The organism is Microbacterium soli (assembly GCF_039539005.1).
Classification (GTDB): domain Bacteria; phylum Actinomycetota; class Actinomycetes; order Actinomycetales; family Microbacteriaceae; genus Microbacterium; species Microbacterium soli.
This window is the reverse complement of the sequence record NZ_BAABCP010000001.1, coordinates 902,719-927,770: the sequence shown is the minus strand read 5'-3', so window position 1 is coordinate 927,770 and position 25,052 is coordinate 902,719. Positions and strand designations below refer to the sequence as shown.

Here is a 25,052-nt window from a genome sequence, read left to right as displayed (position 1 = left end):
GCCGCCAGTGCGACGGTCGACGGGCGGACGCCCGGTCGCCTTCACCGCCGGGAACAACGGCCCGATCACAGCCCACACCTCATCCGAGATCACATCACGCGACACAACATCCAGCCTCGCCTGCGCGCCCCTCAAACAGGTTTAGCAACACGGCCTAGGCCGAAGGCAGCGGGGAGCACGCGAGAGTTCCGGTTCGTCCTGTTCACGTGGTCGGGCGGGAAGCGTCTCGGGGATCGCCCGGTACGTCGAATGATGTGAATCGGTGGACTGCGCCATGGGTCGTCGCCGGGTCTGCGATGAGAAGCTCATCGTCGCCATCCAAGATTCGGACACCCTTGCTTGTCAGGTGTGCAGCAGCTTTGTCCAAGTCCGTGACTTTCCACGTGAGCGCGTGAAAGAAGACACCATTGCGCGCGAGATCCTTGCCCGCAAGCGACGTGGGATCGAACGGTTCCGCGATCTCCACGATGCTGTCGGTCCCAAGGCGAATCATCTTGTTCCTGGTTCCTGTGAGGTCGGACCGAGATTCGAAGACAACCTCGCCGCCGAGAACCTCGACGTAGAACTGGACGGCACGATCAAGATCGTCGACGACGACGGTTTGGTACGCGAGCCGTTCGATTCCCAGCGGATGATGTGTGGCCCACCGCGATTGATCGAAGTGGGGAAGGAATCTCGGATCTCCCGCATAGCCCCGGCGTGGATTCTCACTCGCGTAGGAGGCGAACTCCAGCCCTCCGAAGGTGTCCTTGGGGTGGGTGAAGAAGCAGTTGTTGTCGCCGAGGCCATCGTCGCCATGCTCTCCGCCAAGCATGAAGAAGCGCACGCCGCTGTCTGCGATACGACGGTAGACCCCCTGAACGTCGTCCACATACCAGGACATCGTCTGCCAACGGCTGCCGAACTTCTTGAGGAACCGACCCACCGGCTTGTCGGCCCACCCGTCGACCTGCTTCGCCGGAGCCATAGGCTCGACAATGGTATTCCCGATGACGATCAGGTCAGCGTTCCGGGCCTCGACTTCCAGGTAGGGAAACTCCGGGCTCGCCGCCCAGGTCGCGTGGCCGCCGAAGACGTCTTGGTACCAGGCCGACACTTCATCGAGGTCTTCTGTGATGTGAATGAAATGCAGGTTCATGCCGATCTGAAAGCTCGGAGGGAGAACAAGGTCGCCTTCGGCAGGCGGCTCGAAGAACTCCTGGACCGTTTCCCGAGTGACCTCTTCGTGTGCGGCGGGTGACCAGTGTGGCTTACGATCCTTGTCGATGAGCTGGGCGCGGATTCCCTCGGCGAAGTCGTGGGTACCCGAAGACCTCCTCGAGACGCGGTAGTCCTGGATCAACACTGCGTCGAGCGAACGTAGGCTTGCAGCGCGGTGCACGGCTTCGAGAGTCACAGCGAGCGCGAGCGGCGACTTCGAGGTGATGAGTTCCGCCAACGCGAGCGCCTCGGCTTCGCCGGAGTCGTGGAGGCGCTGCAGAACATCGACGATGCGCGTTGCTGAGAAGGCGTGGTCCGTCCATTCCTGTTGCGCGGCCATGAGTCCTTCGCCCGGGTCCTCCGAGAATTCGTCGATCAGGTGGCCGGGCTCGTCGGTCTCGAGACCGGCGAGCAGGGCAGAGAGGCGATGACTCGGGATGAATGCGTCCGAGTAGCCGAGGAAGATCGCATCGGCGGCACCGACGGTCTCGCCGGACAGTGCGACGCGGGTTCCGAGCTCGCCGGGCGCGCGAGACAGCAACCACGCCGCCCCCACGTCCGGAATATAGCCGATCGTCGTCTCGGGAAATCCGAGCTTGGAGCGTTCGGTGACGATCCTGTGCGAGCCGTGTGCCGACACCCCCATTCCGCCTCCCAGCACGATCCCGTCCTGGAGAGCGACGAACGGCTTGGGATATGCCGCGATTCTCGCATTCATGACGTACTCGTCCCGCCAGAATGCGGCTGCGGTCAACCCGTCGCCGACAGTGACGTCGTGATGCAGGCTGACAACGTTCCCACCGGCGCACAAGCCGCGATCTCCCGCGCCCGTTATCGCGACGGTCTGCACAGCGTCACAGTCGGCCCAACGATTCAGCGCTGCTGTGATGCCCTTGACCATCTCGTGCGTGAGTGCGTTCAATTTGCCAGGTCTGTTGAGCGTTATCAGTCCGAGATGACCCCGCTGTTCGGTGATGATCTCTGGTTCGCTGGGCGGATTCATATGACTCCTGTCGACGGATGCCAGTTGCAAGTTGGCGGGCGATACCCGAGGATTGCATGAAAACGTTTGCGCATGCAACTAGAACATGGTCAAATACTCTATACCGAGTGACGGACGTCAACTCGAGAGGAGCGCCGTGGCAACTTACATCTCAGAGTCGATGCGGGCGGCGGTAGGCCGAGTAATCGAGACCAGCACGTCGTTCCCCATAGACGAGTCCGACGTGCGGCGCTGGATCGTCGCGACGTACTTTCCCGATGCCCCGCCGCGTCATCGTTGGCACGGGGAGGGCGGGCACATCGACGTGCCCGAGGAGTTCAACCCTTTCGCGTGGGTCTTGCCTGCGGGGCTACCGATGGGTTCCGCAGGCCGCGATATCGATCAGATCGAGCATCAGCTGGGAATCGAAGGCCCGGGTCTCGAGCACGGTCTGAATGGAGGGATGGAAGTGCACTATGGCACTCGGATGCGGGTGGGAGAGACCATTTCGAGCACAACGACCTTGGACTCCTATGTTGAGAAGCAAGGGAGACTCGGCTTGATGCTGCTCACACGCACGAAGTCCGAGTGGTGGAATGGTCGGGACGAGCTCGTCAAGACCGTCTATAACACCACGATCCGGTACTGAGGGAAGGGCAGGAGAAGGTGATGTGGCACGACATCGAGGTCGGAGATGAGTTGCCGTCGAGTTCGCGGACGACGGACCTGGAGAATTGGAACCGGTTCGCGGCGGTCAACGATGAGTTCGTCCCCATACATATGGATGACGCTGCGGGGATCGCCGCGGGCTATCCGTCTGCCATCGGCATGGGTAACCTTCAGGTGGCATACCTGCACAATCTCATAAGGGATTGGCTTGGGGCTGAGGGGGAGATCAAGTCGATCTCGACGCGATTCGAAGCCCCCAACCTCAGAGGACAGACGATCACCGCGCGCGGGGTGGTCACAGCCATCAATGCGGAGACCGATCGGGCGGTCATCTCGCTCGACGTGTGGACCGAGAACGACGACGGCGAAGTACTCGCGCCTTCGCGAGCAGTCGTTGTCATGCCCTCAGAGGCTCATAGCGAAGGCTTGATGTGAACCGCCGGTCGACAAGCCAGAGATCCGACGGCAGAAGGAAAGCTCTGATCGGAGAAACGCCGGTAAGCGGCGGTTTCCACCCGCGCGATGAGCGGACGGGGGAGCCGGAGGGAGAGAGCATTGCTCCGCTTCTGCGCGTCGGTTCATTGACGGTGACGTTCGGATTCGGAGCCCACGCCGCCGTTCGCGGAGTATCCTTCGACGTCAAAGCTGGGGAACGAGTTGCCATCGTCGGAGAGTCGGGCTCCGGAAAGAGCACGGTCTGCAACGCGATCGCCGGATTCCTCCGTGATGACGGAACGTCTATCGATGCTGCCGTCCTCGAGTTCGAAGGAAAGGACCTTCGGGGACGACGCCGCACCCACATCCCTGTCCGGACTCCGGGCATGACGATGGTCTTCCAGGATGCGATGACCTCACTTGATCCCGTGTGGACAATCAGGAATCAGCTGAAATCCGCGATCGTATCAGGTGGCGGTGTCCGGCGCCGGGATTGGCTTCCTGTTGCCGAAGAGGCACTGCGACGCGTCGGACTTACCGACGTCGAACGTATCCTGCGCGCGCGACCGTACGAACTGTCCGGTGGAATGCGACAGCGGGTGATGCTGGCGATCGCGCTTTCCGGGAGGCCTCGGATGCTCATCGCCGACGAACCGACATCGGCGCTGGACGCCACGCTTTCGAAGGACGTGATGGAGCTCATGGTCGAGCTAACGGAGGAGTCCGAGGTCGCCCTTCTGCTGATAAGTCATGACATCAGTCTCTGCCGTGAGTACACGGACCGTCTGCTCATCATGTTCGACGGTGAACTCGTGGAAGATCTCTCGGCGGCCGGCGCCGACACGGCTCGGCACCCGTATACACGGGGGCTCCTGAACTGCGTGCCGACGCTCGACAACTACAAGGTCGACCGGCTGCCGACGATCCAGCAGTTCGTCCGTTCGCACAAGGCAGAGGATGTTCTTCTGGTCGAAGGGCAGGGCAACGATGTCTGATCAGCGCACCCCTGAGCAGGTCTCCTTTCGCGAACTGCGCCTCACCGATGTGTCGAAGTGGTTCGGCAGCGGTCATCGGGCGTTCCAGGCGCTGAAGGAGGTGAATCTGACGATCGTTCCCGGATCTTCGATCGGAATCGTCGGGGAATCGGGGTCTGGGAAGAGCACGATGAGCAGGATTGTGATGGGACTCGAATCGGCCAGTTCGGGAACCGTGACGCTCGACGGCGAAGACACCCGCCTCCGGCTCGCGAAGCCCGCGTCGGCCCGGCGTTTCCGGCGCACTGTGCAGTACATCGGGCAGGACACAAGCTCAACGTTCGATCCGCGGCGCTCACTCCGAGACTCCGTGACCATCCCCGCGATGCTGCTCACCGGGGCCTCGCGGTCGAGCGCGAACGAACAGGCAGACGAATTGTTCCAGTCGTTCGGTATCGATCCGACGCTCGCCGATCGCCGGCCGCATCAGGTATCGGGCGGACAACGGCAACGCTTCGCGATCGCGCGGGCACTCATCGTGCGTCCGCAGATTCTGCTCTGCGACGAGATCGTGTCGGCCCTCGACGTGTCTGTGCAAGGGGCGATCCTGAACCTGCTCCGCGATTACTGCAGACAGACTGGCGCGGCCATGACATTCGTGTCCCACGGTCTGCCTGCGACCGCGTTCATCAGTCAGCAGCTCGTCGTCATGAAGGAAGGAGAGATCGTTGAACGTGGGACGACGGCTGAGGTCCTGGAGCACCCACAGCACCCATACACACGGCAACTGGTCGGAGCATATGAGTACACCCGGCGTTCGTCGGGCTGAGGGGTTCGGCGAATGATGCCGGAGTGGGCGGATGGGACGACGATCCGCGGTCACCCACGAACCATCAAAACCCGGCCGACGCTGAGTCACCTGCAACTATGGCTAGTCGGCTACGGTGCTCTGTCTGATTCGTAGCTCCGGTTCGAGGATGATCGGCTCGGCTGACACCGCCCCGCGATCGATGAGGTCGATCGCCATCCGCACCGCGAGTTCTCCCATGCGGGCTGTATGAGTAGTCACTGACGTCAGTCGGATGGACGGGAGGCTGGATACCCAGATGTCGTCGTACCCGACGACGGCGACATCGTCGGGGGCGCGCATTCCGAGTTCAGGCAGCGCTGCGAGCACTCCCAAGGCGCAGAAGTCATTCGCCACGGCGATTGCGGTGGGCGGGCTACCGGTCTGCAGCAGCTCTAGCGCGGCGCGGTGACCGGCTTCAATGCTCAGCTTCTCGACATGTGCTATTCGCGAGTAGTCTGCTCCCGCCTTGGAGAGTTCGCGCAGATGACCGCGCAATCGGGCGTCACTCGGCTCCAATCGAGACGGGCCGGCGATGTAGGCGATGCGCTCGTGTCCGAGAGCGAGAAGGTGGCGAGCAACCATGGCCCCGCCAGCCTCATAGTCGGGGACCACCATGGAATCCGTCAGGGCCGGGTGAGCACGGTTGACCAGGACGACTGGCACACCGGCCTTGCGAAGCCTCGTGATGAAGAGATCGTCGGGGCGAGCGCACGCCGTGAGGAGTGCGTCGACCCCGTAGTCGATCAGGCTCTCGGCGATCGCCTCGCTGGACGGAAGCGACTCCTTCACGTTGGCCAGGACCGATGTGTATCCCTGTCGTCGCATCTCGTCTTCGGCAGCGACGATCAACTCGGGGAAGTACGGGTTCGTGATCTCGGGCGTGAGCATGCCGATCGTCTTCGTCTGCTGGAGGACCAAGGAGCGTCCTACTCGTGACGTACGGTAGCCGAGGCGGTCAACGGCTTCCAGGACTCGACGCCGAGTCTCAGCGTCGACCCGCGGGTGGTTCGTCACTGAGCGCGACGCCGTGGACACGCTCACGTTCGCCAGGCGGGCGACGTCAGCGAGAGTCGGTCGCCGGCGAGATGCGGCGGGAACCGACTTTGAGCGCGATTCTTCGGGCAGAGGATACCTCCTAGACAAACGTTATCACGAAGCTCGGATCGGGGTATCTGCATCATACTATTGACAACTCCTGCCGTGATAGGTAGTGCTTGCGGCACTGTATGGAAACGTTCCTACAATCCACAGAATATGACCGAGAAGGAGATCCCATGGCCGACGTCGTTGGCTGCACTACCGTCGGCTATCTGCGGTTCCCGCTGGTGCGAGCGCTTGACGGCATCGCAGCGGCTGGATTGCAGAATGTCGACCTCGCCGCGATTCCCGACTACTGCGAGCACATCTCGCCGCTGGCCGACCGCGCTGAGACCAACCGCCTCCAGTCAGAGCTGCAAGATCGAGGTCTTCGCGCCTTGAGCATCAGTGCGCACACGACGATCGCCTCCGTGGACGGATACCGTCATATCCGCGCATGCATCGAGTACGCTTCGACCATCGGTGCGGGAATCGTGAACACCGGCACGGGCCCGATAGGGGATGACGCCGCGACATTCTTCCGTCACGCGGCGGAGCTGGTCAAGGTCGCCGAACGGCTTGGTGTCGTCCTCGCTCTGGAGACCCAAGACTGGGAGATGACCAGTGGTGCGGGGGCGCTGGCGCTCCTCGACAAGCTGGGCTCGTCGAACGTGAAGGTCAACCTCGATGCGGCGAACATCGTGTACTGGGGCGGACGCAAGGCCGAGGAAGAGATCGATCTTCTTGCTCCGCACGTTGCGCATGTCCACGTCAAGGACAAGCGCGGTGGCCGCGGGGTCTACGATTTTCCATCCTTGGGTGACGGTGAGATCGATTACGGCAAGATCTTCAGCTCACTCGATGCGGTTGGTTTCGACGGACCGTACATGATCGAACCCGAGCTTTCGCTTGCGGAAGCAGAGCGGCCGCCGGCTGAGGTCGAAGAGGCGTTGCGTGATCCCGGAAGCGCCTACCAGCGCCACACTTATTTGGGCACGAGCAACGCGGAAGAGGTCGATGCAGACCTCGCCCGGTCGCTTGCAACGTTCGCCGCCTTGCGCGGGGCTTCCTACTCGCCGTCAGCATGAGTCGGTCTCGCGTCGTCATCGTCACGGGCGCGGGCCGGGGCATCGGTGCCGCCACAGCGCTTGCTCTCGCCCGTCCCGACACTGTTCTCGCGTTATGTCAGCGGAACGCCGCTGGCCTCTCCGCCGTCGAGGACGCAGCTCGAGAACGCGGTGCTGCAGTCCGCACCTATTCCGTGGACGTCCGCTATCGCGACCGAGTAGCAGCCGTTGTTCAGGATCTTGTCGAGCGCGAGGGGGGAATCGATGTCCTCGTCAACAATGCGGGGATCATCTGCCGGCGTTCAGTTGCAGAGACTGATGAGGAGGAATGGGACAGCGTCTTCGACACGAACGTGAAAGGCGTGCTCTGGTTCACCCAGGCCGTCGCGGAGCCCATGACGCGTCAGGGCCGAGGGGCGATCGTGAATGTCAGCTCCATCGCCGGGCGCTACGGTAACGCAGAGCGTGCAGCATACTGCGCCTCCAAGGCGGCGGTCGATGCACTCACCAAGGTCTCCGCACTCGAACTCGGGCCACACGGAGTACGAGTCAACGCTGTCGCCCCCGGATTCATCCGCACGGAGATCAACGATGTCGAACTGCGGGAGCAGCAGCTCGAGGCGGCATTCGCGGAGCGTATCCCGCTGGGAAGGATCGGCGACGTTGACGAGGTCGCCGGGGCGGTGAGCCTTCTCGCTTCGCCTGAGGCGTCGTACATCAACGGCGAGGTGCTCGTCGTGGACGGCGGCTGGACCATTGCGCAGAACTTCCCCAAGGCACAGGAGGCAACCCGATGACCAGCGACACCCAGGTCGATCTCTCGAGAGTGCATCGGATGTGGAATGCGATCATCGATGCCGGGCCGCGGGGTCCATTCAGCGATGCGGTCGCCGACCTTCAGCAGACAATCGAGGCCGAGCTCGATCCGATTGTCGATCGCTGGGAGCGACACCCGTTCCAGATCACGAATTGGCACGGGGAGCAGGGCACATTGACGGTGGAGCAGGAGACGTTCGTCTGCCTGCCGGCAATCCAGTCCCCGCAGGCCGAGCACGTCGAGGGGACCCTGGCACTTGCTGGGCATCAGGTGGTGTGGGGCATGCGCCGGTGGCGTCGCTACGTCGTCGTCGGTCGGCAGGAAGAGCCTCTCGCCGTGATTCTGGTCCGCCCGAGAGGCCAGGCGATCCCCGAGCCCATGCTTCCGGGATCGCTCGGTGTGCCTCACGTGATCGTCGGTGCAGAGGCGGAGGCACCACTCCGTCGCGCATTGCAGGAGTCGCTGCGAGTACAACTCGTGTGCTCTGCCTCGCTGGGAGATCGCGAGCAGGCGGAGAGCCTGGTTGCTCATCTCGCCGGTGATCCGGCGTTGCCCACGGTACTCATCTGTGCTCACCTCGACTCCGTGTACACGACGGCGGGCGCGTACGACAATGCCACGGGCGCAGCAGCGTTGGTGGGTGCGGTCGATATCGTTTCGCGGCTGGACCGACACGGAGACATCACCTTCGTATGGTTCAACGCTGAGGAGTGGTCGATGACCGGTTCCGCGGCGTTCGCGTCTGAACGAGCGGGCGAGTTCGATTTCGTGATCAATCTCGATGGCTTCGGCCGTACTGAACTGCTCGAATTGTGGGCCGGGCCAGAGTGGTTCGAGGTCTGGCTGCATGGGCTGTTCGCGCAGGCGGGGCGTGACCTGGGCTGGTCCCGACCCTCTGATCACCTGACCGCGCTGACACCCCCGCCTGGTGGTGGAGATCATGATGTCTTCTTCCTCGCGGGGCTGCCGGTCGCGATGCTCACGCACGACGATCAAGAGATCATCCACTCGCCGGACGACGATCACCCGCAAGAGGCGATGTGGACGCATCTGGTGCAGAGCCTGGCTCTGCTCGAACGGGTGCTGCCTCAGGCGTTCACTCAGTTCACCGATGTGCGCCTCGCGTTCGAGCACTCGCTCGGCCACGAGGTCGGCGTCGCGTGGTCACACGACGGCAAGCGGCGCGTGGCGAATCTCAGCGAGCTCTTGCCCGTCTCTGCGGTACCCGAGAAGAAGGAAGGTAAGAAGTGAAGGCCATGGAATCGGCACAACCCGGGCGGGTGTTGCTCGCCGGCGAGACGTGGGTCACGTACGGAGTGCATCAGAAGGGCCTGAGCACCTACACGACCGGTGGATACGGTCAGGGCCACAAGGAGTTCGTCGCCGCGCTCGAAGGCGCCGGATGGAGTGTCACACACGTTCCGAATCACCTCGCCACCGAGGAGTTCCCGTTCACGGCGGAAGAGTTGAGCGACTACGACGTGGTGATTCTCAGCGATATCGGTGCCGACACTCTGCTGCTGCATCCGGCCACGTTCGAGCGCGGAGAGCGAACACCGAACCGGCTGGCGGAGATCTCCGATTGGGTGTCGGAGGGTGGCGGGCTGCTGATGGTCGGCGGATACCTGTCGTTCTCGGGATTCGGTGGGAACGCGGGATACCACGGTACGCCGATCGAGCAGTGCCTGCCGGTGACGATGCTTGGCTACGACGATCGCGTCGAAAGGCCCGACGGCGTCGTGCCACAAGTGGTCAAACCCATGCACCCGGCTATTGCGGATCTTCCCGGCGAGTGGCCCTGGCTACTGGGCTACAACCGCTTCGAGGCCGACAGAGGCGAGGTTCTCATCTCCGTCGACAGCGATCCACTCCTCGTGGTGGATGCTTGGGGGCAGGGGCGGGCTGCGGCCTTCGCCTCGGACTGCTCACCGCACTGGGGCTCGCCCGCCTTCATGCAGTGGGAAGGGTACGCCACATTCTGGGATCGGCTGCTCCGTTGGCTTGCAGATGGGAGGAGCCACTGATGCTTGCGCTGACACTGTTCCGATTGCGCCCCGGTGTGACCGTCGAGGAGTACGTGGACTATTCCAACTCCTTCATCAAGCCGGGCATGTTGGCGATGCCATCCGTGCGAGGGTTCCGGGATTTCCGGGTGCTGAGCCGATACGACGGATCGACGTCCCAGACCGAGTTGATCGAGGTGATCGAGATCGAATCCATCGAGGCGTTCAAGCACGACAACGAGACCGGCAGCGGCGGCGAGGTGGCAGCTGACTGGGCAGGCTGGGTCGATGATTTCGATGTCCTGTTCTGTGCGGAGATCATCAACGAATGAGCCGCTCACCACGCGTGGTCGTCATAGGGTCGGCAAATGTCGACGTTCTGTGCAATGTGCCCCGCCTGCCGGCCGAGGGCGAGACCCTGACGGCTGAGAGGATGACGCTGGCCCCCGGGGGGAAAGGCCTCAACCAGGCCGTCTCCGCCCGACGGTCCGGCGCTGTCGTCGACCTCATCGCCTCCCTTGGCGACGATGCGCTCGGCCGCGATATCAGAACCTGGATGAGGAATGCGGGGGTCGGTGACGGTGGCGTGATCCACAACCCCGCTCCGACGGGTACCGCCGTCGTGCTGGTCGAGCCCGACGCATCGAATCGCATCGTCGTGGGTGCTGGTGCAAACGCTCAGCTGGGAGCAGAGCATGTCGCCTCCGCGCTCTCGGCTCTGACGGAGGTCGATTGCGTCGTCAGCTGCTGTGAGGTGGGCGATGACGCGATCACGAGCGGGTTCCGTCTCGCCAAGCGCGAGGGTGCGACGACCGTGCTGAACCCGTCACCCTTCCGACCCTCGGCGGTCGCACTCTTCGAGCTGTCCGATTGGGCGGTTCTCAACGAGGTCGAGTTCCGAAGCGCATTCGACGAGGAGCCCACTGCAGAGCACATGGTGGCGGCCGCGGCGGCATGGGACCTGGGGCTGGTCGTCACCGCGGGCGAGGCAGGGGCGACGCTCGTGCGGGATGATCTCGTCGAGTTCTGCCCTGCGCCGGTCGTACAGGCTGTGGACACGACGGGGGCGGGCGACGCGTTCCTCGGTGCGTTCGCCTGCGCACTCGCCGCCGGAGAAGAGCCGTCAGCCGCCTTGCGTGCCGGAGTCGCCGCAGGATCGCGCTGTGTGGAGACCGAGGGTGCCCAGCTGGGGCCGGCTCAGGGATTTCACGCTCCGCCGCAACAGGCTGTTCCGCTCACTTCCTACGCGCAGAGGCCTGCGCACCTCCACCCATCGAGGAGTAGCCATGCATGAGAATCCGAAGAATATGCGGGCGCTGATGACACCGTCATCCGTAGCGGTCGTGGGAGCAAGCGAACGCGGAATGGGGGGGCGCCTTCTCGACCAGCTGCTCGATTGGGGGTTCTCTGGCCCCGTGTATCCGGTGAATCCGCGATACCAGAATCTGCGGGGTCTGACGTGCTACCCGAGCCTTGCGCAACTGCCGATGGCACCGGAGCTGGTCGCCGTCGTGGTCGCCGCGCGGCACGTGAACGACGTTCTGGCTCAAGCGGGCGAGAGAGGTGCGAAGGCGGCGATCATCCCCGCATCTGGCTTCGGGGAGGTCGGCGGAGAGGGCGAAGCGCTCGAGCGTCAGATCATCGAGACCGCCAACCAGTACGGACTTACCATCAACGGTCCGAACAACTACGGCGTCGCGAGTCTGCACGATCAGACCGTCCTCTCTGTCGGACCCATCCCCAGCGGGCTGCGCCCGGGCAATATCGCGCTGTTGTTCGCCAGTGGCGCTCTTACGAACAGCGTCGACGAGCCGGTGTATTTCCGGGGGCTCGGCATCAGCCACATCATCACGGTCGGTAATGAGGCACAGGTCGGCATCGCCGATTACATGAACTACCTGATCGACGACCCGCACGTGACGGTGATCGCGTGCTTCGTCGAAGGGTTCCGAGACCCCCGCTCCTTCGAGGCCGCCGCCCGTCGCGCGGCCGCGGCGGGGAAGAGGCTGGTGGTCCTCAAGACAGGGCGCTCCGAGTCGGCACGGCGCGCGGCGCTCGCCCATACGGGTGCGCTGGTGGGCGCTGACAGCGCGATCGACGCGTGGTTGCGCAAGCTCGGCGTCGCGCGAGTGAGAGATCTGGATGAGTTGATCGAGACAGCGATCCTGCTCGCGAGATACCCGGATCTGGGCTATGGAAACGTGGGCATCGCGTCCGTATCCGGGGGAGGAAGCGGAGTGCTGGCCGACCTCGCCGCCGACACCGGCCTGGAGATGGCACCGTTCAGCGACGACACGACCGCGCGACTGCGCGAAGTCCTGCCCGCATACGCAACGCCGAACAACCCGCTCGATGTCACCACCTTCGGGCTCGGTGAGGAATCGAGACACAACATTCTTCGCACCCTTTGCGATGACGACGAGGTTGAGATCGTCACCTGGGCATTCCACACCCCCGGCGTGTCCGTAGACGATAGTCGCGAGACATACGCCGGCATGATCGAGTCGCTCGGGACGGCATCGGACCGAGGCACACGCAAACCGGCAGCCGCGTTCACGATGGTCGGCGGTGCCTTCGACCCGGCATTCGTGGAAGTGGCTGCTGCCCACGATATTCCGCTTCTCAGCGGTGCTCGCAGTTCCTTGGCGGCGATCGCGGCCGCTCAGCAGTCGACTCGTCGCCTGCGGTGGCTGTCCGAGGACTCCAGTGCCACAGACGAGGCCTCGCCACCGCGGCTCGTCGACGACTTTCGCGCCCTCGGCGAAGCGGTCGTGCCTGAACGGACGATGAAGCAATTCCTGTCGAGGGTCGGTGTGCCCGTCACTCGCGAGATCCTCGCCCGAGACGTCGACGAGGCTGTGTCGGCCTTCGAGACGCTAGGCGTCGAGCGCGTCGCGCTCAAGGTCGAGTCGAGCGACATAGCGCACAAGGCTGCCGCAGGCGGGGTGCTGCTCGGGGTCGAAGATGTCGACGCCGTGCGTGCCGGATTCCATCGGATCCTCTCGTCGGTTGAGAAAGCACATCCCACCGCCACCATCGAAGGTGTTCTGGTCCAGGAGATGGCCGATGACGGGATCGATGTGTTCGTCGGTTGCACGATCGAACCGGGTATCGGGCCCGTGCTCGCGCTGGGAGCAGGAGGCGTGCTCGTGGAGGCGATCGACAGCGTATCCACCGCCCTGTGCCCGATGGGGGAGGAAGAGGCCAGAGCCCTGGTGGAGGAGAGCGCGGTCGCGCGTGTGATCCGAGGCGTCGGCGGCGACCTGGAAGCGCTTGCAGACGCGGTCCGGGGGGTCTCGCAGCTTGCCCACTGGTTGCGCGACGAATTCGAAGAGATGGATGTCAATCCGATACGCGTCTTCGGGGCAGGAGCTGGCGTCCGCGCCCTCGATGCACTGGCCGCAAGGCGCACGAGCTCAGCCTCGTCGATATCGCACCCCACTGAAGGAGCAGAGAAGCCATGCACGCAGTTCTGACACCGGAGCAGTCATCGCTTCGGGACCTCGCTCGCGACGTGACGGATCGAGTTGCGGTGAGAAACCCGTCCGATCTCGAGCGCTATGACCACATCGGCGCACGGGACCGCCTCGGAGAGGTGGGCGCCCTCGGTCTGCGTCTTCGGGAGGAGGGTCGCCCCGTCGCCTCCGGTACCGAAGTGCGCCTCTTCGCCGAGGCGATCGGCGCGGCACTCGTGCCCGTGCCGTTCTTCAGCACGACGCTGGCCGTAGAGCTCCTCGGCAACGTGGAGCCAGACCTCGCCGAGTCGATCGCGGCCGGTGAATCCCGTTGCGCGGTGGCACTGCGGGATGACTTCTCGGGCTTGGCTGAGGTGGGAGAGGCCGCGATCGCGTGGGATGCGAAAGACGCTGAGTTCGCGGTCGCCGTGGGCGCTGTCACCGATGAGACCGTTGAGATCGTGAAAGCGCCACTGACGTCGGGTTCCTGCGTAGCCTCCCCGCTCGACCCCACGAGGTGGTGCGCGGCGACGACTCTCGATGATGCCGAGTCGATCGGATTCGTGTCGCGTGAGCAGCACACTCGCTGGCAGGCGATGGCCCTGATGCTCGCCAGTGCTGACGCTGTGGGTGCGATGCGTCAGACGTTGGAGAATGCGATCGAGTATTCGAAGCAGCGCCATGCGTACGGAAGACCGATCGGATCATTCCAGGCTCTGCAGCACCTGATGGTCGAGGCGTACGTCGATCTGCAGCCGGCATCGGCGCACACATCGTTCGCGGCGTGGGCGCTCGATGAGTTGTCCGCGGATGAGGCTCTGCGAGCGGCTCGGAGCGCGAAGGCGTATGTCAGTCGCATCGGTCTCGCTGTCGCCGAGCGCTCGATGCAGGTCTTCGGCGGGATCGGCGTGACGCGCGAACACGTCGCGCACCTGTTCACGCGGCGGGTGATGGCCGATCGGATGATCCTCGGTTCCGAGGACGAACACTTCGGCCACTTGACAGAGGCACCTACGGGAGGCAACTAGCGATGGACTACAGAGACACTCCGGACGAGGCGGCGTTCCGCCATCAGCTTCGTGGATGGCTTGCGGAGACGAAGGTCCCGAATTGGAAGGACGCCGATTCGATATCTGAGGCGCAGCGGCGCATGCGGATATGGAACAAGGCACTGCATGACGCAGGTTATCTCGCCATCGGCTGGCCGACTGAGGAGGGCGGACAGGGACTATCGCCGATCTTCAACCTCATTCTCAACGATGAGATCGGCAAAGCCGATTGCCCTCCCTATCCGGGGTGGATCAACATCTTCCCCAGGGCGATATCCATTCACGGGACCGACGCTCAGCGCGAGAGGTTCGTGCCGGCGACGTTGGATGGCGAGATCATCTGGTGCCAGGGGTTCTCGGAGCCCGGTGCCGGCTCCGACATCGCATCGATGTCGACTCGAGCCGTGCGGAGCGAGGGCGGCTGGATCATCAGCGGTCAGAAGCTGTGGACGACCTCCGTGATCTATGCGGACTGGTGCTTCCTGCTCGCTCGCACGGACGATTCGGTATCCAAGCACCGCGGGATCTCGGCCTTTCTGGTATCGCTCGATTCGCCCGGGATCACCGCAGGCGCAGTCGAGTTGGCGAACGGGAATCCCGAGACGGGCCAGTTGTTCCTGGACGACGTCTTCGTCCCCGACGATCAGATGCTCGGAGGTGAGGGAGACGGATGGCGAATCGCGCTGTCGACCTTTTCCTACGAGCGCAACCCTGTGGAGACCGAGTACATCTCGGAGCTGCGACAGTGGATGCGAAGCGCTGAGCAGCTTGCTTCGGACCTGGGAAAGCTCGACGACATACACGTGCGTCGTCGGCTCGCGGATATCAGAACGCGCATCGACGGGCTCGTCTATGTGGGGCTCGAACAGCTGTCCGCTCGGGTGGCGGAGGGCAGGGTGTACCCCGGCGAGGAGAGTTCGGTGGGCAAGCTCCTCTGGACTTATGCGGGCCAGGAGATGCAGCACTTCGTGCTGGACCTTCTTGGGTCCAGGCCCCTCGCCGACCCGCAGTACAACCCGATGGGCGACTACATCTGGTCGCGAGTACTGAGCGTCTTCGGTGGCACTGAGCAGATCCAGAAGAACGTTCTGGCTTGGCGTGTGCTGGGTCTGCCGCGCGTGTGAGCCCTCGGGAAGGAGATGAGATCCAGCATGAGAACTTTCACCCGTCACCGATGGTGGATCACCCGTATCGCCGCTCTACCAGTCCATCTACTGCTCTTTGCGCTGCTCGCATTCTTCCTGGTTCGCCTGGTTCCTGGTGATCCTGTGCTGTTAGTGCTGCGGGAGGGTACCCCGACTCCCGAGGAGTATGCGCGCGTGCGCACGGCGCTGGGGCTCGACGGTTCACTCTTCGAACAGTTCTCGCAATTCTTGGGCCAGCTGGCCAGCTTCGAATTCGGTACGTCGCTCATCTCCGGACGTTCTGTGGGCCAGGAGCTCTTGCTGCGGATGCCGACGACCCTTCAACTGACACTCATCGCGATGCTATGCACGGTGCTGTTCGCGACGATAGCCAGCTACATCGTGGCGGTGAAGCGCTCCTCGATCGCAGGGAAGGTTCTGCGGGCGTACGCACGCACAGCGGGTGCGGTCCCGGACTTCGTGCTCGGAGTGATCTCCATCTTCCTCTTCTTCCTTGTGCTCGGGTGGGCACCAGCGCCGATCGGCTTGGTCTCCGCAACGCAGAACCTACCGCCAAGCTTCACCGGCTTCGCCCTGCTCGACGCCATTCTCGCGGGAGATCTCGTGATCATCGGGTCGATACTCGCGCATCTTGCGCTGCCCGTCCTGGTTCTCACGCTGGGCTACGCGCCCTTGATCATGAAGATTCTCATCATCTCCATCGAGTCCGCCGTCGATGCACCGGCGACACGCTTTCGTGTATCGACGGGGTCCAGCCGCCTGATGGTCATGGTGTCCATCTTCAGACGGTCAGCGCCGCCTGCAGTGGTCGTGTGCGGCATGCTCTTCGCGAGCCTGCTCGGCGGCTCGATGATCCTCGACGAGCTTTTCAGTCTCAACGGCGTGGGGCAGTTCGCGATCGGAGCCATCGATACGAACGACTTCCCGGTCATGCAGGGTTTCCTCGTGTTGACGGCGGGCATCGCACTGGTCGTGTATCTCGTCGTGGACCTTACCAATATGATTCTCGATCCCCGCCGTCGTCCCGGGGCGTCGCAGGAGGGGACCGCATGATGTCGAATGTCAGCCGTCAAGCCGCTCGGACGCGTCCATCGCGCGTGACGAGCCGCACCATCGCCGACTGGCTCCCGGTCCTTCCCGTTGTGGTCTTGGTCATCGCGGCGCTCATCGGACCGCTGCTGGTTCCCTTCGATCCGGTTCGGGTGGTCGGACCTCCGACCACGTCGCCGTCCCCCATCCACTGGTTCGGGACCGACTCGAGCGGCATGGACGTGTTCTCGCGGTGCGTGGCAGCGTTGCGAGTCGACTTCGCCATCGCACTCGTCGTCACGGTGCTCGCGACGCTGGCCGGGGTTCTGATCGGACTTGTGGCAGGCATGTGCGAACCACGGCCAGGGATCATTGGGATCACAGGTAGAGGGTTGTCTCGCATGCTGGATCTCGCCGATGCCGTGCCGATGGTCATCGTCGCGATGGTCGTCGTCGCGTTCGTGGGCGCCAGTCCTGCCACTCTGATCATCGCCCTGTCGATCATCCTCGCGCCCAATCCGGCACGGATGACACGAGTCGAGGTGTTGCGGGTCCGGCACGAGGCATACCTCGATGCTGCGCGCATCGGCGGCATGAGCGAGTTTCGGCTCAGCATCCGACACGTGCTGCCGAATGCGGCGCTACCCGCTGTCGAGAACATGTCGGTCGTCTTCGGGACGTCGATCGTCATCACTGCCGCGCTCGGATTCTTGGGGGTGGGCCTCGCGCCACCGACGCCGGAATGGGGATCGATGATCGCACGCGGAACATCGGACATGATCTCGGGCCGCTGGTGGCCGGCGCTGTTCCCCGCGGTGTTCCTCGCGATGGCCGTTGCGAGCGTGGCTTATACCGGGGGGCTTCTCGTGGAGCGCCTACGGCGATAGGCGTGGTGTTCCGGACAGCAGGAAGGGAACAGGAGACGGACACCATGTGCAGCAAAGACGAAACCTACCGAAATTACGAAAGGAATGTAGAGATGGGACAGAGAGGAACTGCGAGACTCACCGCCGCTCTCGCGTTTGCGACGGCGGCTTGTCTCGCACTGGTCGGTTGTTCCGGCGAAAGTGAGACAGAAGGGAATGTCGATTCCATCACCATCGCGGCCGAGGGCATCCCCACCGCATGGTCCGAGAGCGCCGTGCTGGTTGCGGGCAAGTACGACTACCTCATCAACACTCAGGCGAACCTCATCCAGAACGCCTACGTCACCAGTGATGACGGCCGTACCCTGGTGCAGGATCTGACCTCGTTCGAGGGTGAACTCGCGGAAAGTTATGACGTCAGCGAAGACGGCACCGTATACACCTTCCACCTTCGACAGGGCGTGATGAGCGCGGAGGGGAACGAGCTCACGGCCGACGACGTCGTGTGGTCCTGGGAGCGCAAGTTCGGTCATGATCTCAGTTCGGCGCCGGCGATTCAACGTCCAGTGATCACGGATCCGGACCAGGTGACGAAGATCGACGACTACACGGTCGAGTTCAGGATTCCCGAAGCCGGGTACGGGCTCACGCTCCTTGCACTTCTCTCCAACACGACCGGGTGGATCTATGATTCGGATCTGCTGAAGGAACACGCGACGCCGGAGGACCCCTTCGCCGTCGAATGGACAGACAGCCAATGGGAGACGCCTTGGGGGTTCGGCCCTTATGTCGTCAGCGAGGTGCAAGAGGACACTCAGATGGTGCTGACAGCCAACCCCGGCTTCTGGTCGGGGGAGCCTGCGATCAAGAAGGTGGTCTACCGCACCGTGTCGGATCCGGGAACCCGCGCGACCGCGCTCAGTTCTGGAGAGGTTGACGCGGCTCTGGGTCTGCGTCCAGTGGATTCTTCGGAACTCGGGGAGAGCTCTGACGTGTGGGTGCCTGAGAACACCTTCTCCAATCAGTTCCTGATGATGCCGTTGGTGAACAACAAGGCTCCTTTCGACAACGCCGACGTGCGTCGCGCGTTCGCCTACGCGGTGCCGTACCAGCAGATCATCGACTCCGTATACTACGGGCGCGCGACAAAGCCGGAACGATACCTGAACTCGACGACGCCATCTCCAGAGGACGCTGCGCTGCTGCCCGCATACGACTATGACCCCGAGAAGGCGCATGAGCTGTTGCGGAGCGCTGGGTTCGACAACGTGGAATTCACGTTGACGTACGCCTCGGAGTCTCCTGATGTGGCCGACGCAGCAGTCCAGATTCAGAACTATGCCGAAGAGGCCGGATTCACCGTCACATTGAACGAGGTGCCCGTCGCGGCGTTCAACCAGGGGCGAAGCAGCGGAGACTTCCAAGCGCTACTTATCCGCGACCAGTCCTTCGTGCTGGCGCCGACATACGAGATGAATGTGTTCTTCGGGCCCGATGCATCTGCGAACTGGGCACTGTGGAAAGACGCTTCGTTCTCGGCCGCTATCGATGCTGCGGTTGCCGTCGGTGATCCAGCAACACCCGAAGGCGCCACTGCGTGGAACGACGCCGAGCGGATCCTTCTTGACCAGGTGCCGAACGTCTTCATCGCCAAGACGAAGGCGAGCTGGGCGGTGGCAGACGAACTCGAGGGAGTCGCCTATCGGACCGATCAAGTCGTGGACTGGTCTACCGTGCGATTCAAGTAGGAGTCAGTCAGCCCGGTGGGCGGCAAGAGTCGCCGCCCACCGGGTCTGCGTCTGGCGCTTCGTAGCCGTTGCCTCCAGTTTCGAAGGAGGCGGTGACCGTGGGAAACTATCCAGCGGCGGTGGTCAGGAAGTTCTGGGCTCAATCGGGCCGGCACCGACAGCGGCACGAGGAACAGGAGACCGAGCGCGATGACCGATGGGATCCGAGAAGTCCACCAGCGCGGACTGTTCTACGACGAGCTGGAAGAGGGCGTGCGCTACGTGCACAGCCCGGGCCGTACGGCGACCGAGGCCGACAACACCCTCTTCACGACGCTCACCATGAACGCTCAAGCGCTCCATCTGGATGCGGCGTTCGCCGCCGGGCAGCCGTTCGGCCAGCGGCTGATGAACTCGATGTGGACGCTGTCGACGCTGGTGGGAGCATCCGTCGCGCAGATCACGCAGGGGACGCTCGTCGCTCAGCTCGGGTTGACGGACATCTCGTTCCCGCATCCCGTCTTCCACGGCGACACCCTGTACTCGGAGACCCTCGTCACGCAGAAGCGACTGTCGAGATCCCGCCCCGGTCAGGGGATCGTGACGATGCAGCACACCGGGCGGAACCAGCGCGGCGAGATCGTGGCGACCGCGAGCCGGGTGGCGCTGATGTGGCAGTCGCAGCAGGCGCGGGACGCCGCGTCGGCGTGAGCCCCGGCACGCGCGGGTCGCTTCGACAGGCGCTCACCACGCACCCCGGGTCCGTACGGCAGGACCGGCGCGTGCGCCGTCAGCGGGGCTCGAGCATCGCCGCCAGGGAACGCAGGGGCGCCTCCAATCCGACGGCGGGGTCGAGGAGCCACTGGATCTGGAGCCCGTCGGATGCGGCGATGATCAGTGCCGCCAGGTGCTCGGCGGGGACGTCGTCGCGCACGGTGCCGGCCTGCTGTCCTTCGCGCAGTTCGGCGGTCAGGCTCTCCCGGATCCGTGCGAAGCGTGCGGTGAAGAACTCCTTGCCGACCTCGCTCCGGCTCTCCAGGGAGGCGGCCACGAGCGTCGTGTACAGCTGCACGAGCCCGGGCACGTCGACGTTCGCCATGGCCGCCGCGATCATCCTGTCCATTCCCGATGGTGCAGCGGGTCCCTCCGCGAGATGCCGCTGGGACTCCGCGTGCGCGTACACCGCCACGAGCAGCTGCTCACGCGAGTCGAAGTAGTGCAGCAGTGCGGCGTGCGAGACGCCGATCGCCTCGGCGATTCGGCGCAACGACGTCCCGTCGGCACCGCGCTCACGGAACACCTCGATCGCACGGTCGAGGATCTCCAGGCGACGTGCGACCCCTTTGGGGAGTGAGCCAGCGTGCCCGATGGTCGTTCTGCGGCTGGCGGTCACATCTCGATGATACCGATGCTCGTGCGCTAAAACCTCCATATGGAGGTTTTGTGTTACCCTCGATCGGTACGATCGCCCCGCAGCCGACGAAGACACACAAGGAACCGACATGTCCCAGCCCATCGCCTCTGTGCAGCTCTACTCGCTCGCGAAGGAGTTCTCGGCCGATATGCACGGTGCGCTCGATCGCCTCGCCGAGATCGGCTTCGCGAACGTCGAGGCGTTCGATTTCGTCTCCCGGCCGCGTGAGATCCGGGCCGCGCTGGAGGCCAGCGGGCTCGCCGCCCCGACCGGACACGCGCCGCTGCTGACCGATGAGCTGTGGACCCCGGACGGCGCCATCCCCACCCCGGAGCCGGACGTCGTCTTCGCCGCAGCAGCGGAGATCGGGATGTCCACCGTCATCGATCCGTTCGTCGCGCCGGAGCGCTGGCGCACCGCCGACGGTGTCGCAGACATCGCTGAGCGGCTGAACCGCGCATCCGAGCGTGCCGCGACGTTCGGGCTGACTGTCGGGTACCACAACCACGCGCAGGAGTTCATCGCATCCTTCGACGGTCAGTCCGCCTACGAGCGCTTCGTCGAGCTGACCGATGACGGCGTGCAGCTCGAGCTCGACCTGTTCTGGGCGTTGGCCGGTGGTCAGGACGTCCCGGCGCTGGTCTCCCGACTGGGGGGCCGTCTCACCGCCGTGCACGTCAAGGACGGGCATGCGCCGGCGACGAATCCCTGGGCCGAGGGGTCGGACGGCTTCGGGTCCGACAGTCTGGATCAGAGCCACGCGGGCACCGGTGATGTGCCGTTGACGGAGGCGCTGCGCGCCGGCACCGGCATCCGCTACGCCGTGGTCGAGTACGACCACGCCCCCGGAGACGTCTTCGAGGACGTCGCTGCGAGCCTCGCCTTCCTGCGTGACGGAGGGTTCGTCGCATGAGCTCCCCGCTGGGCATCGGCATCATCGGGATGGGTGTCATCAGTGAGACCTATCTGCAGAATCTGACCTCGTTCCCCGATGTGAAGGTGGTCGCCGTCGGCGACATGCTTCCCGAGCGCGCGCAGGTGCAGGCGACTGCGCACGGCATCGCCTCCTGGGGCACCGCGGAGGACGTCCTGGCCGATCCCGCCGTGGAGCTCGTCGTGAACCTGACGATCCCCCGCGCGCACGTGGAGATCTCGTCCAGGGCGATCGCGGCGGGCAAGCACGTCTGGTCCGAGAAGCCGCTGGGGCTGGAGCGGGATGGTGCTGCCGGGCTGCTGCGCGCCGCCAAGGACGCCGGGGTGCGCGTCGGCTCGGCGCCGGACACCATCCTCGGCCCGGGTTTCCAGACCGCCAAGCGCGCGATCCTCGACGGCGTCATCGGCCGACCGCTGTTCGTCAACACGATCTTCCAGACCCAGGGGCCCGACATGTGGCATCCCGAGCCCGCGTTCCTGTTCGCCGAGGGCGCGGGCCCCCTGCTCGACATGGGTCCGTACTACTTCTCGGCACTTGTGAGTCTGCTCGGTCCGATCGTCTCGGTCGCCGCCAGGGGATCGCGGTCGCGCACCGTGCGGGACATCCGCACAGGCCCCCGGGCGGGGGAGACATTCCCGGTCGAGGTGCCCTCCACAGTGCAGGTTCTCACGAGCTTCGCGGGCGGGCAGCACGGTACCCACCTGCTGAGCTTCGACTCGGCACTCGAGCGCTCCGGCGTCGTCGAGATCCACGGCACCGAGGGGTCCATCGTGCTCCCGGACCCCAACCAGTTCGACGGACGGATCGCGTACGTCAAGCCCCTGGGCGTGCTGCGCGACGGCATGACGGTGGAGCAGGAGTGGATCGAGATCCCGTCGCAGGGCACGGTGGTCGGCCGAGGTCTGGGCGTGCTCGACATGGCTCGCGCGATCGCGGAGGGCCGTCCGCATGTCGCCAGTGGTGAACTCGGGTACCACGTGCTCGACGTCATGCTCTCTGCCCAGGAGTCGGCGGCCGCGGGCCATGATGTGGACATCTCCAGCACCGTCGCCCCCGTGCCGCTGATGGTCGACGGCTTCGATCCTTTCGCCACGACGCGCTGACCGGACCGCACGCGGTGGATCGCAACCATCGCACCGGCGACGGAAACCGGCTCGCAACCGCCCTCTCACACGGCGGAATGAGGATGCAAGGCTCGGCGGCGCCCATCAGGGCCGTCGCGGCCGGAGCGTCCTGCGTCCCCACCGCCGTAGGCTGGGGGCATGCAGCATCGCACCCTGGGCCGCACCGGCCGCGACGTGTCCCTCATCGGCCTCGGAACCTGGCAGCTCGGCGCCGACTGGGGGGAGGTCAGCGAAGCCGATGCACGAGCCGTCCTGGACGCGAGTGCGGCCGCCGGCGTCACCTTCTTCGACACGGCGGACGTCTACGGCGACGGGCGCAGCGAGTCGCTGATCGGCGCCTGGCGGCGTGAGAATCCGGATGCCGAGCTGACGGTCGCCACGAAGATGGGGCGCCGCATGGATCAGCTTCCGGAGAACTACGTCCTGGCGAACTTCCGCGCGTGGACCGATCGCAGCCGCCGCAACCTCGGCATGGACACGCTCGACCTCGTGCAGCTGCACTGCCCGCCGACCCCGGTCTTCTCCGATGACGCCGTGTTCGACGCCCTCGACACGCTCGTCGAGGAGCAGGCGATCGCGAACTACGGGGTGAGTGTCGAGACGGTCGACGAGGCTCTCACAGCCATCGCCCGGCCGGGAGTGGCGACCGTGCAGATCATCCTCAACGCGTTCCGGCTCAAGCCTCTCGATGAGGTGCTCCCCGCCGCCCGTGAGGCCGGTGTGGGGATCATCGCCCGCGTGCCGCTCGCGAGCGGGCTGCTCTCGGGACGCTACACGCACGACACCGTGTTCGCCGCGAACGACCACCGCAGCTTCAACCGCCACGGCGAGGCCTTCGACCAGGGTGAGACGTTCTCCGGCGTCGACTTCGACGAGGGGGTCGAGGCCGCTCGGGAGTTCTCGGCGCTCGCCGAGAAGGCCGGACTCGCGCCGGCTGCGGCGGCATTGGCGTGGGTCTCGCAGATCCCGGGCGTCTCCGCGGTGATCCCCGGTGCGCGCAGCGTCGCGCAGGCGGAGGCGAACGCCGCGGCGGGGTCCGTCCCGGACCTCGGCGCCGAGTTCACGGCATCCGTGCGCGACATCTATGATCGCCGTCTGCGGGCCGCCGTCCACCCCCGCTGGTGATCGTGGCGGAAGGCGCTCCGCGGCGACGCGCGGGGTAGCGTGAAGCCATGCGCGCCGTCATCGTCCCCTCGCCCCGCACGCTCGAGATCGGCGAGGTCCCCGAACCGGTTCCCGGTGAGGGCGAAGTGCTCGTCGACGTCGTCGCGGCGGGTGTGAACCGCGCCGACCTCGCTCAGGCCGCCGGACACTACCCGCCCCCGCCCGGAGCCTCACCGGTGCTGGGGCTGGAAGTGGCGGGACGGCGCCGTGACACGGGGGAGGAGGTCGTCGCGCTGCTGGCGGGCGGCGGATACGCCGAGGCCGTGGCCGTGCCCGAGGAGCACCTGCTTCCGCTGCCCGACGGGATGGCGACGACCACTGCGGCGGGCCTGATCGAGGTCGCCGCGACCGTGGTGTCGAACCTCGTGATCGAGGCGGGGCTTCAGAAGGGGGAGACCGTGCTCGTGCACGGCGCGACTGGCGGCATCGGCACTTTCGCCGTGCAGTTCGCTCGTGCGCTGGGCGCGCGCGTGCTGGCCGTCGTGGGCTCGGATGACGCGGTCGGCGCCGTCACCGAGCTGGGAGCCGATCGGGCGTGGAACCGCCGCACGACCGACATCCCCGCGGTCGTCACCGCCGAGGGCGGGGCCGATGTCATCCTCGATGTGGTGGGCGGGCCCGCGCTCGAGGGCAACGTGCGGATGCTGCGGGAGTTCGGGAGGCTCGTCATCATCGGGACGATCGGGGGCGGCACCGGCACGCTGAACGTCGGCGTCCTCATGTCCCGGCGCGCCCGGGTGATCGGCACGACACTGCGCTCGCGGGGGCGGGCCGACAAGGCCGTGATCCTGCGGCGCACCCACGAGCTCGTGTGGCCCATGCTGGCATCCGGGTCGGTGACCGTGCCCGTGCACGAGGTGGTTCCGCTCAGCGAGGCCTCGCGTGCGCACTCGCTGCTGCAGGCCGGCGGTCACTTCGGCAAGGTGATCCTCGCGGTCTGACACCTCTTCAGAGCACGTCAGGCGGAAGGCCGCGGTCGGCGGACGCCCGAGTTCCGGGGCGGTCGTTCCGCGCGGCTCGGCATCGTGTCCGTCTCGAGGTCGGTTCCCATGACACTGGCACAAGTCCGAG

The 25,052-nt window shown here is 64.9% G+C and carries 24 protein-coding genes and 1 pseudogene; 21 read left to right on the top strand and 4 right to left on the bottom strand.

Features of this window, described 5'->3' with window-relative positions; translation table 11 throughout:
• Positions 1-202 precede the first annotated feature (202 nt).
• Complete coding sequence (locus tag ABD770_RS04295; RefSeq protein WP_344818272.1) at positions 203-2,203, bottom strand: 3-hydroxyisobutyryl-CoA hydrolase; 2,001 nt, start codon at positions 2,201-2,203, stop codon at positions 203-205.
• A 136-nt stretch (positions 2,204-2,339) separates the two neighbouring features.
• Here ABD770_RS04295 and ABD770_RS04290 point away from each other — a divergent pair, with 136 nt between their 5' ends.
• The 4 genes from ABD770_RS04290 to ABD770_RS04275 are packed head-to-tail and all read left to right on the top strand — an operon-like array spanning position 2,340 to position 5,089.
• Positions 2,340-2,831, top strand: coding sequence for an FAS1-like dehydratase domain-containing protein (locus ABD770_RS04290; RefSeq protein WP_344818271.1), 492 nt, complete (start codon positions 2,340-2,342; stop codon positions 2,829-2,831).
• Positions 2,832-2,851: 20 nt separating this feature from the next.
• Positions 2,852-3,286 carry a MaoC family dehydratase gene (locus ABD770_RS04285; protein ID WP_344818270.1) on the top strand — a complete coding sequence of 145 codons (435 nt, stop codon included), beginning with the start codon at positions 2,852-2,854 and terminating at the stop codon, positions 3,284-3,286.
• Complete coding sequence (locus tag ABD770_RS04280; protein ID WP_344818269.1) at positions 3,283-4,281, top strand: ABC transporter ATP-binding protein; 999 nt, start codon at positions 3,283-3,285, stop codon at positions 4,279-4,281. Before ABD770_RS04285 ends, ABD770_RS04280 begins: the two co-directional genes overlap by 4 nt.
• The gene (locus ABD770_RS04275; protein WP_344818268.1) at positions 4,274-5,089 is read left to right on the top strand and encodes an ABC transporter ATP-binding protein; all 816 of its coding nucleotides are present in this window, start codon (positions 4,274-4,276) and stop codon (positions 5,087-5,089) included. Before ABD770_RS04280 ends, ABD770_RS04275 begins: the two co-directional genes overlap by 8 nt.
• Before the next feature lie 102 nt (positions 5,090-5,191).
• On the opposite strand, the gene ABD770_RS04270 is transcribed toward ABD770_RS04275, so the two are convergent.
• Positions 5,192-6,028 (bottom strand): LacI family DNA-binding transcriptional regulator, encoded by an 837-nt coding sequence (locus ABD770_RS04270; protein ID WP_344818267.1) that lies wholly within the window; start codon positions 6,026-6,028, stop codon positions 5,192-5,194.
• Positions 6,029-6,058: 30 nt separating this feature from the next.
• Positions 6,059-6,253: pseudogene (locus ABD770_RS14940) on the bottom strand (LacI family DNA-binding transcriptional regulator); the annotation flags it as partial.
• A gap of 131 nt (positions 6,254-6,384) precedes the next feature.
• On the opposite strand from ABD770_RS14940, the gene ABD770_RS04265 reads away from it, so the two are divergent.
• From ABD770_RS04265 to ABD770_RS04205, 13 genes are all read left to right on the top strand, one after another.
• The gene (locus ABD770_RS04265; protein ID WP_344818266.1) at positions 6,385-7,275 is read left to right on the top strand and encodes a sugar phosphate isomerase/epimerase family protein; all 891 of its coding nucleotides are present in this window, start codon (positions 6,385-6,387) and stop codon (positions 7,273-7,275) included.
• Entirely contained in the window at positions 7,272-8,051 is a 780-nt protein-coding gene (locus tag ABD770_RS04260) for an SDR family NAD(P)-dependent oxidoreductase (protein ID WP_344818265.1), read from the top strand. The genes ABD770_RS04265 and ABD770_RS04260 overlap by 4 nt, the downstream gene beginning before the upstream one ends.
• A complete protein-coding gene (locus ABD770_RS04255; RefSeq protein WP_344818264.1) occupies positions 8,048-9,322 on the top strand; it encodes a M28 family metallopeptidase in 1,275 nt (424 codons plus the stop codon). Before ABD770_RS04260 ends, ABD770_RS04255 begins: the two co-directional genes overlap by 4 nt.
• A 5-nt stretch (positions 9,323-9,327) precedes the next feature.
• The gene (locus tag ABD770_RS04250; RefSeq protein ID WP_344819864.1) at positions 9,328-10,095 is read left to right on the top strand and encodes a glutamine amidotransferase; all 768 of its coding nucleotides are present in this window, start codon (positions 9,328-9,330) and stop codon (positions 10,093-10,095) included.
• On the top strand, positions 10,095-10,406 hold the full coding sequence (locus ABD770_RS04245; protein WP_344818263.1) for a hypothetical protein: 312 nt from the start codon (positions 10,095-10,097) through the stop codon (positions 10,404-10,406). The genes ABD770_RS04250 and ABD770_RS04245 overlap by 1 nt, the downstream gene beginning before the upstream one ends.
• A complete protein-coding gene (locus tag ABD770_RS04240) occupies positions 10,403-11,368 on the top strand; it encodes a ribokinase (protein ID WP_344818262.1) in 966 nt (321 codons plus the stop codon). Before ABD770_RS04245 ends, ABD770_RS04240 begins: the two co-directional genes overlap by 4 nt.
• Entirely contained in the window at positions 11,361-13,550 is a 2,190-nt protein-coding gene (locus ABD770_RS04235) for an acetate--CoA ligase family protein (protein ID WP_344818261.1), read from the top strand. Before ABD770_RS04240 ends, ABD770_RS04235 begins: the two co-directional genes overlap by 8 nt.
• 56 nt (positions 13,551-13,606) lie before the next feature.
• Positions 13,607-14,557, top strand: a complete 951-nt coding sequence (locus tag ABD770_RS04230) for an acyl-CoA dehydrogenase family protein (RefSeq protein ID WP_344818260.1) — start codon at positions 13,607-13,609, stop codon at positions 14,555-14,557.
• Between the two features lie 2 nt (positions 14,558-14,559).
• Complete coding sequence (locus tag ABD770_RS04225; RefSeq protein ID WP_344818259.1) at positions 14,560-15,702, top strand: acyl-CoA dehydrogenase family protein; 1,143 nt, start codon at positions 14,560-14,562, stop codon at positions 15,700-15,702.
• Between the two features lie 27 nt (positions 15,703-15,729).
• Positions 15,730-16,776 (top strand): ABC transporter permease, encoded by a 1,047-nt coding sequence (locus ABD770_RS04220; protein ID WP_344818258.1) that lies wholly within the window; start codon positions 15,730-15,732, stop codon positions 16,774-16,776.
• Positions 16,777-17,054: 278 nt separating this feature from the next.
• The gene (locus ABD770_RS04215) at positions 17,055-17,639 is read left to right on the top strand and encodes an ABC transporter permease (protein ID WP_344818257.1); all 585 of its coding nucleotides are present in this window, start codon (positions 17,055-17,057) and stop codon (positions 17,637-17,639) included.
• 92 nt (positions 17,640-17,731) lie between these two features.
• Positions 17,732-19,366 (top strand): ABC transporter substrate-binding protein, encoded by a 1,635-nt coding sequence (locus ABD770_RS04210; RefSeq protein WP_344818256.1) that lies wholly within the window; start codon positions 17,732-17,734, stop codon positions 19,364-19,366.
• Between the two features lie 189 nt (positions 19,367-19,555).
• Positions 19,556-20,056 carry a MaoC family dehydratase gene (locus tag ABD770_RS04205; RefSeq protein WP_344818255.1) on the top strand — a complete coding sequence of 167 codons (501 nt, stop codon included), beginning with the start codon at positions 19,556-19,558 and terminating at the stop codon, positions 20,054-20,056.
• Between the two features lie 79 nt (positions 20,057-20,135).
• Here the strand turns inward: ABD770_RS04205 and ABD770_RS04200 are convergent, their stop codons facing one another.
• Positions 20,136-20,738 carry a TetR/AcrR family transcriptional regulator gene (locus ABD770_RS04200; RefSeq protein WP_344818254.1) on the bottom strand — a complete coding sequence of 201 codons (603 nt, stop codon included), beginning with the start codon at positions 20,736-20,738 and terminating at the stop codon, positions 20,136-20,138.
• 109 nt (positions 20,739-20,847) lie between these two features.
• Here ABD770_RS04200 and ABD770_RS04195 point away from each other — a divergent pair, with 109 nt between their 5' ends.
• The 4 genes from ABD770_RS04195 (at position 20,848) to ABD770_RS04180 (ending at position 24,922) form a co-directional block, all read left to right on the top strand.
• Positions 20,848-21,672, top strand: coding sequence for a sugar phosphate isomerase/epimerase family protein (locus ABD770_RS04195; protein WP_344818253.1), 825 nt, complete (start codon positions 20,848-20,850; stop codon positions 21,670-21,672).
• Positions 21,669-22,796: a Gfo/Idh/MocA family protein gene (locus ABD770_RS04190; RefSeq protein ID WP_344818252.1), complete on the top strand. Its 1,128-nt coding sequence runs from the start codon at positions 21,669-21,671 to the stop codon at positions 22,794-22,796. The genes ABD770_RS04195 and ABD770_RS04190 overlap by 4 nt, the downstream gene beginning before the upstream one ends.
• A 159-nt stretch (positions 22,797-22,955) precedes the next feature.
• On the top strand, positions 22,956-23,942 hold the full coding sequence (locus ABD770_RS04185; RefSeq protein WP_344818251.1) for an aldo/keto reductase: 987 nt from the start codon (positions 22,956-22,958) through the stop codon (positions 23,940-23,942).
• A gap of 47 nt (positions 23,943-23,989) precedes the next feature.
• Positions 23,990-24,922: an NAD(P)H-quinone oxidoreductase gene (locus ABD770_RS04180; RefSeq protein WP_344818250.1), complete on the top strand. Its 933-nt coding sequence runs from the start codon at positions 23,990-23,992 to the stop codon at positions 24,920-24,922.
• Positions 24,923-25,052: the final 130 nt, after the last annotated feature.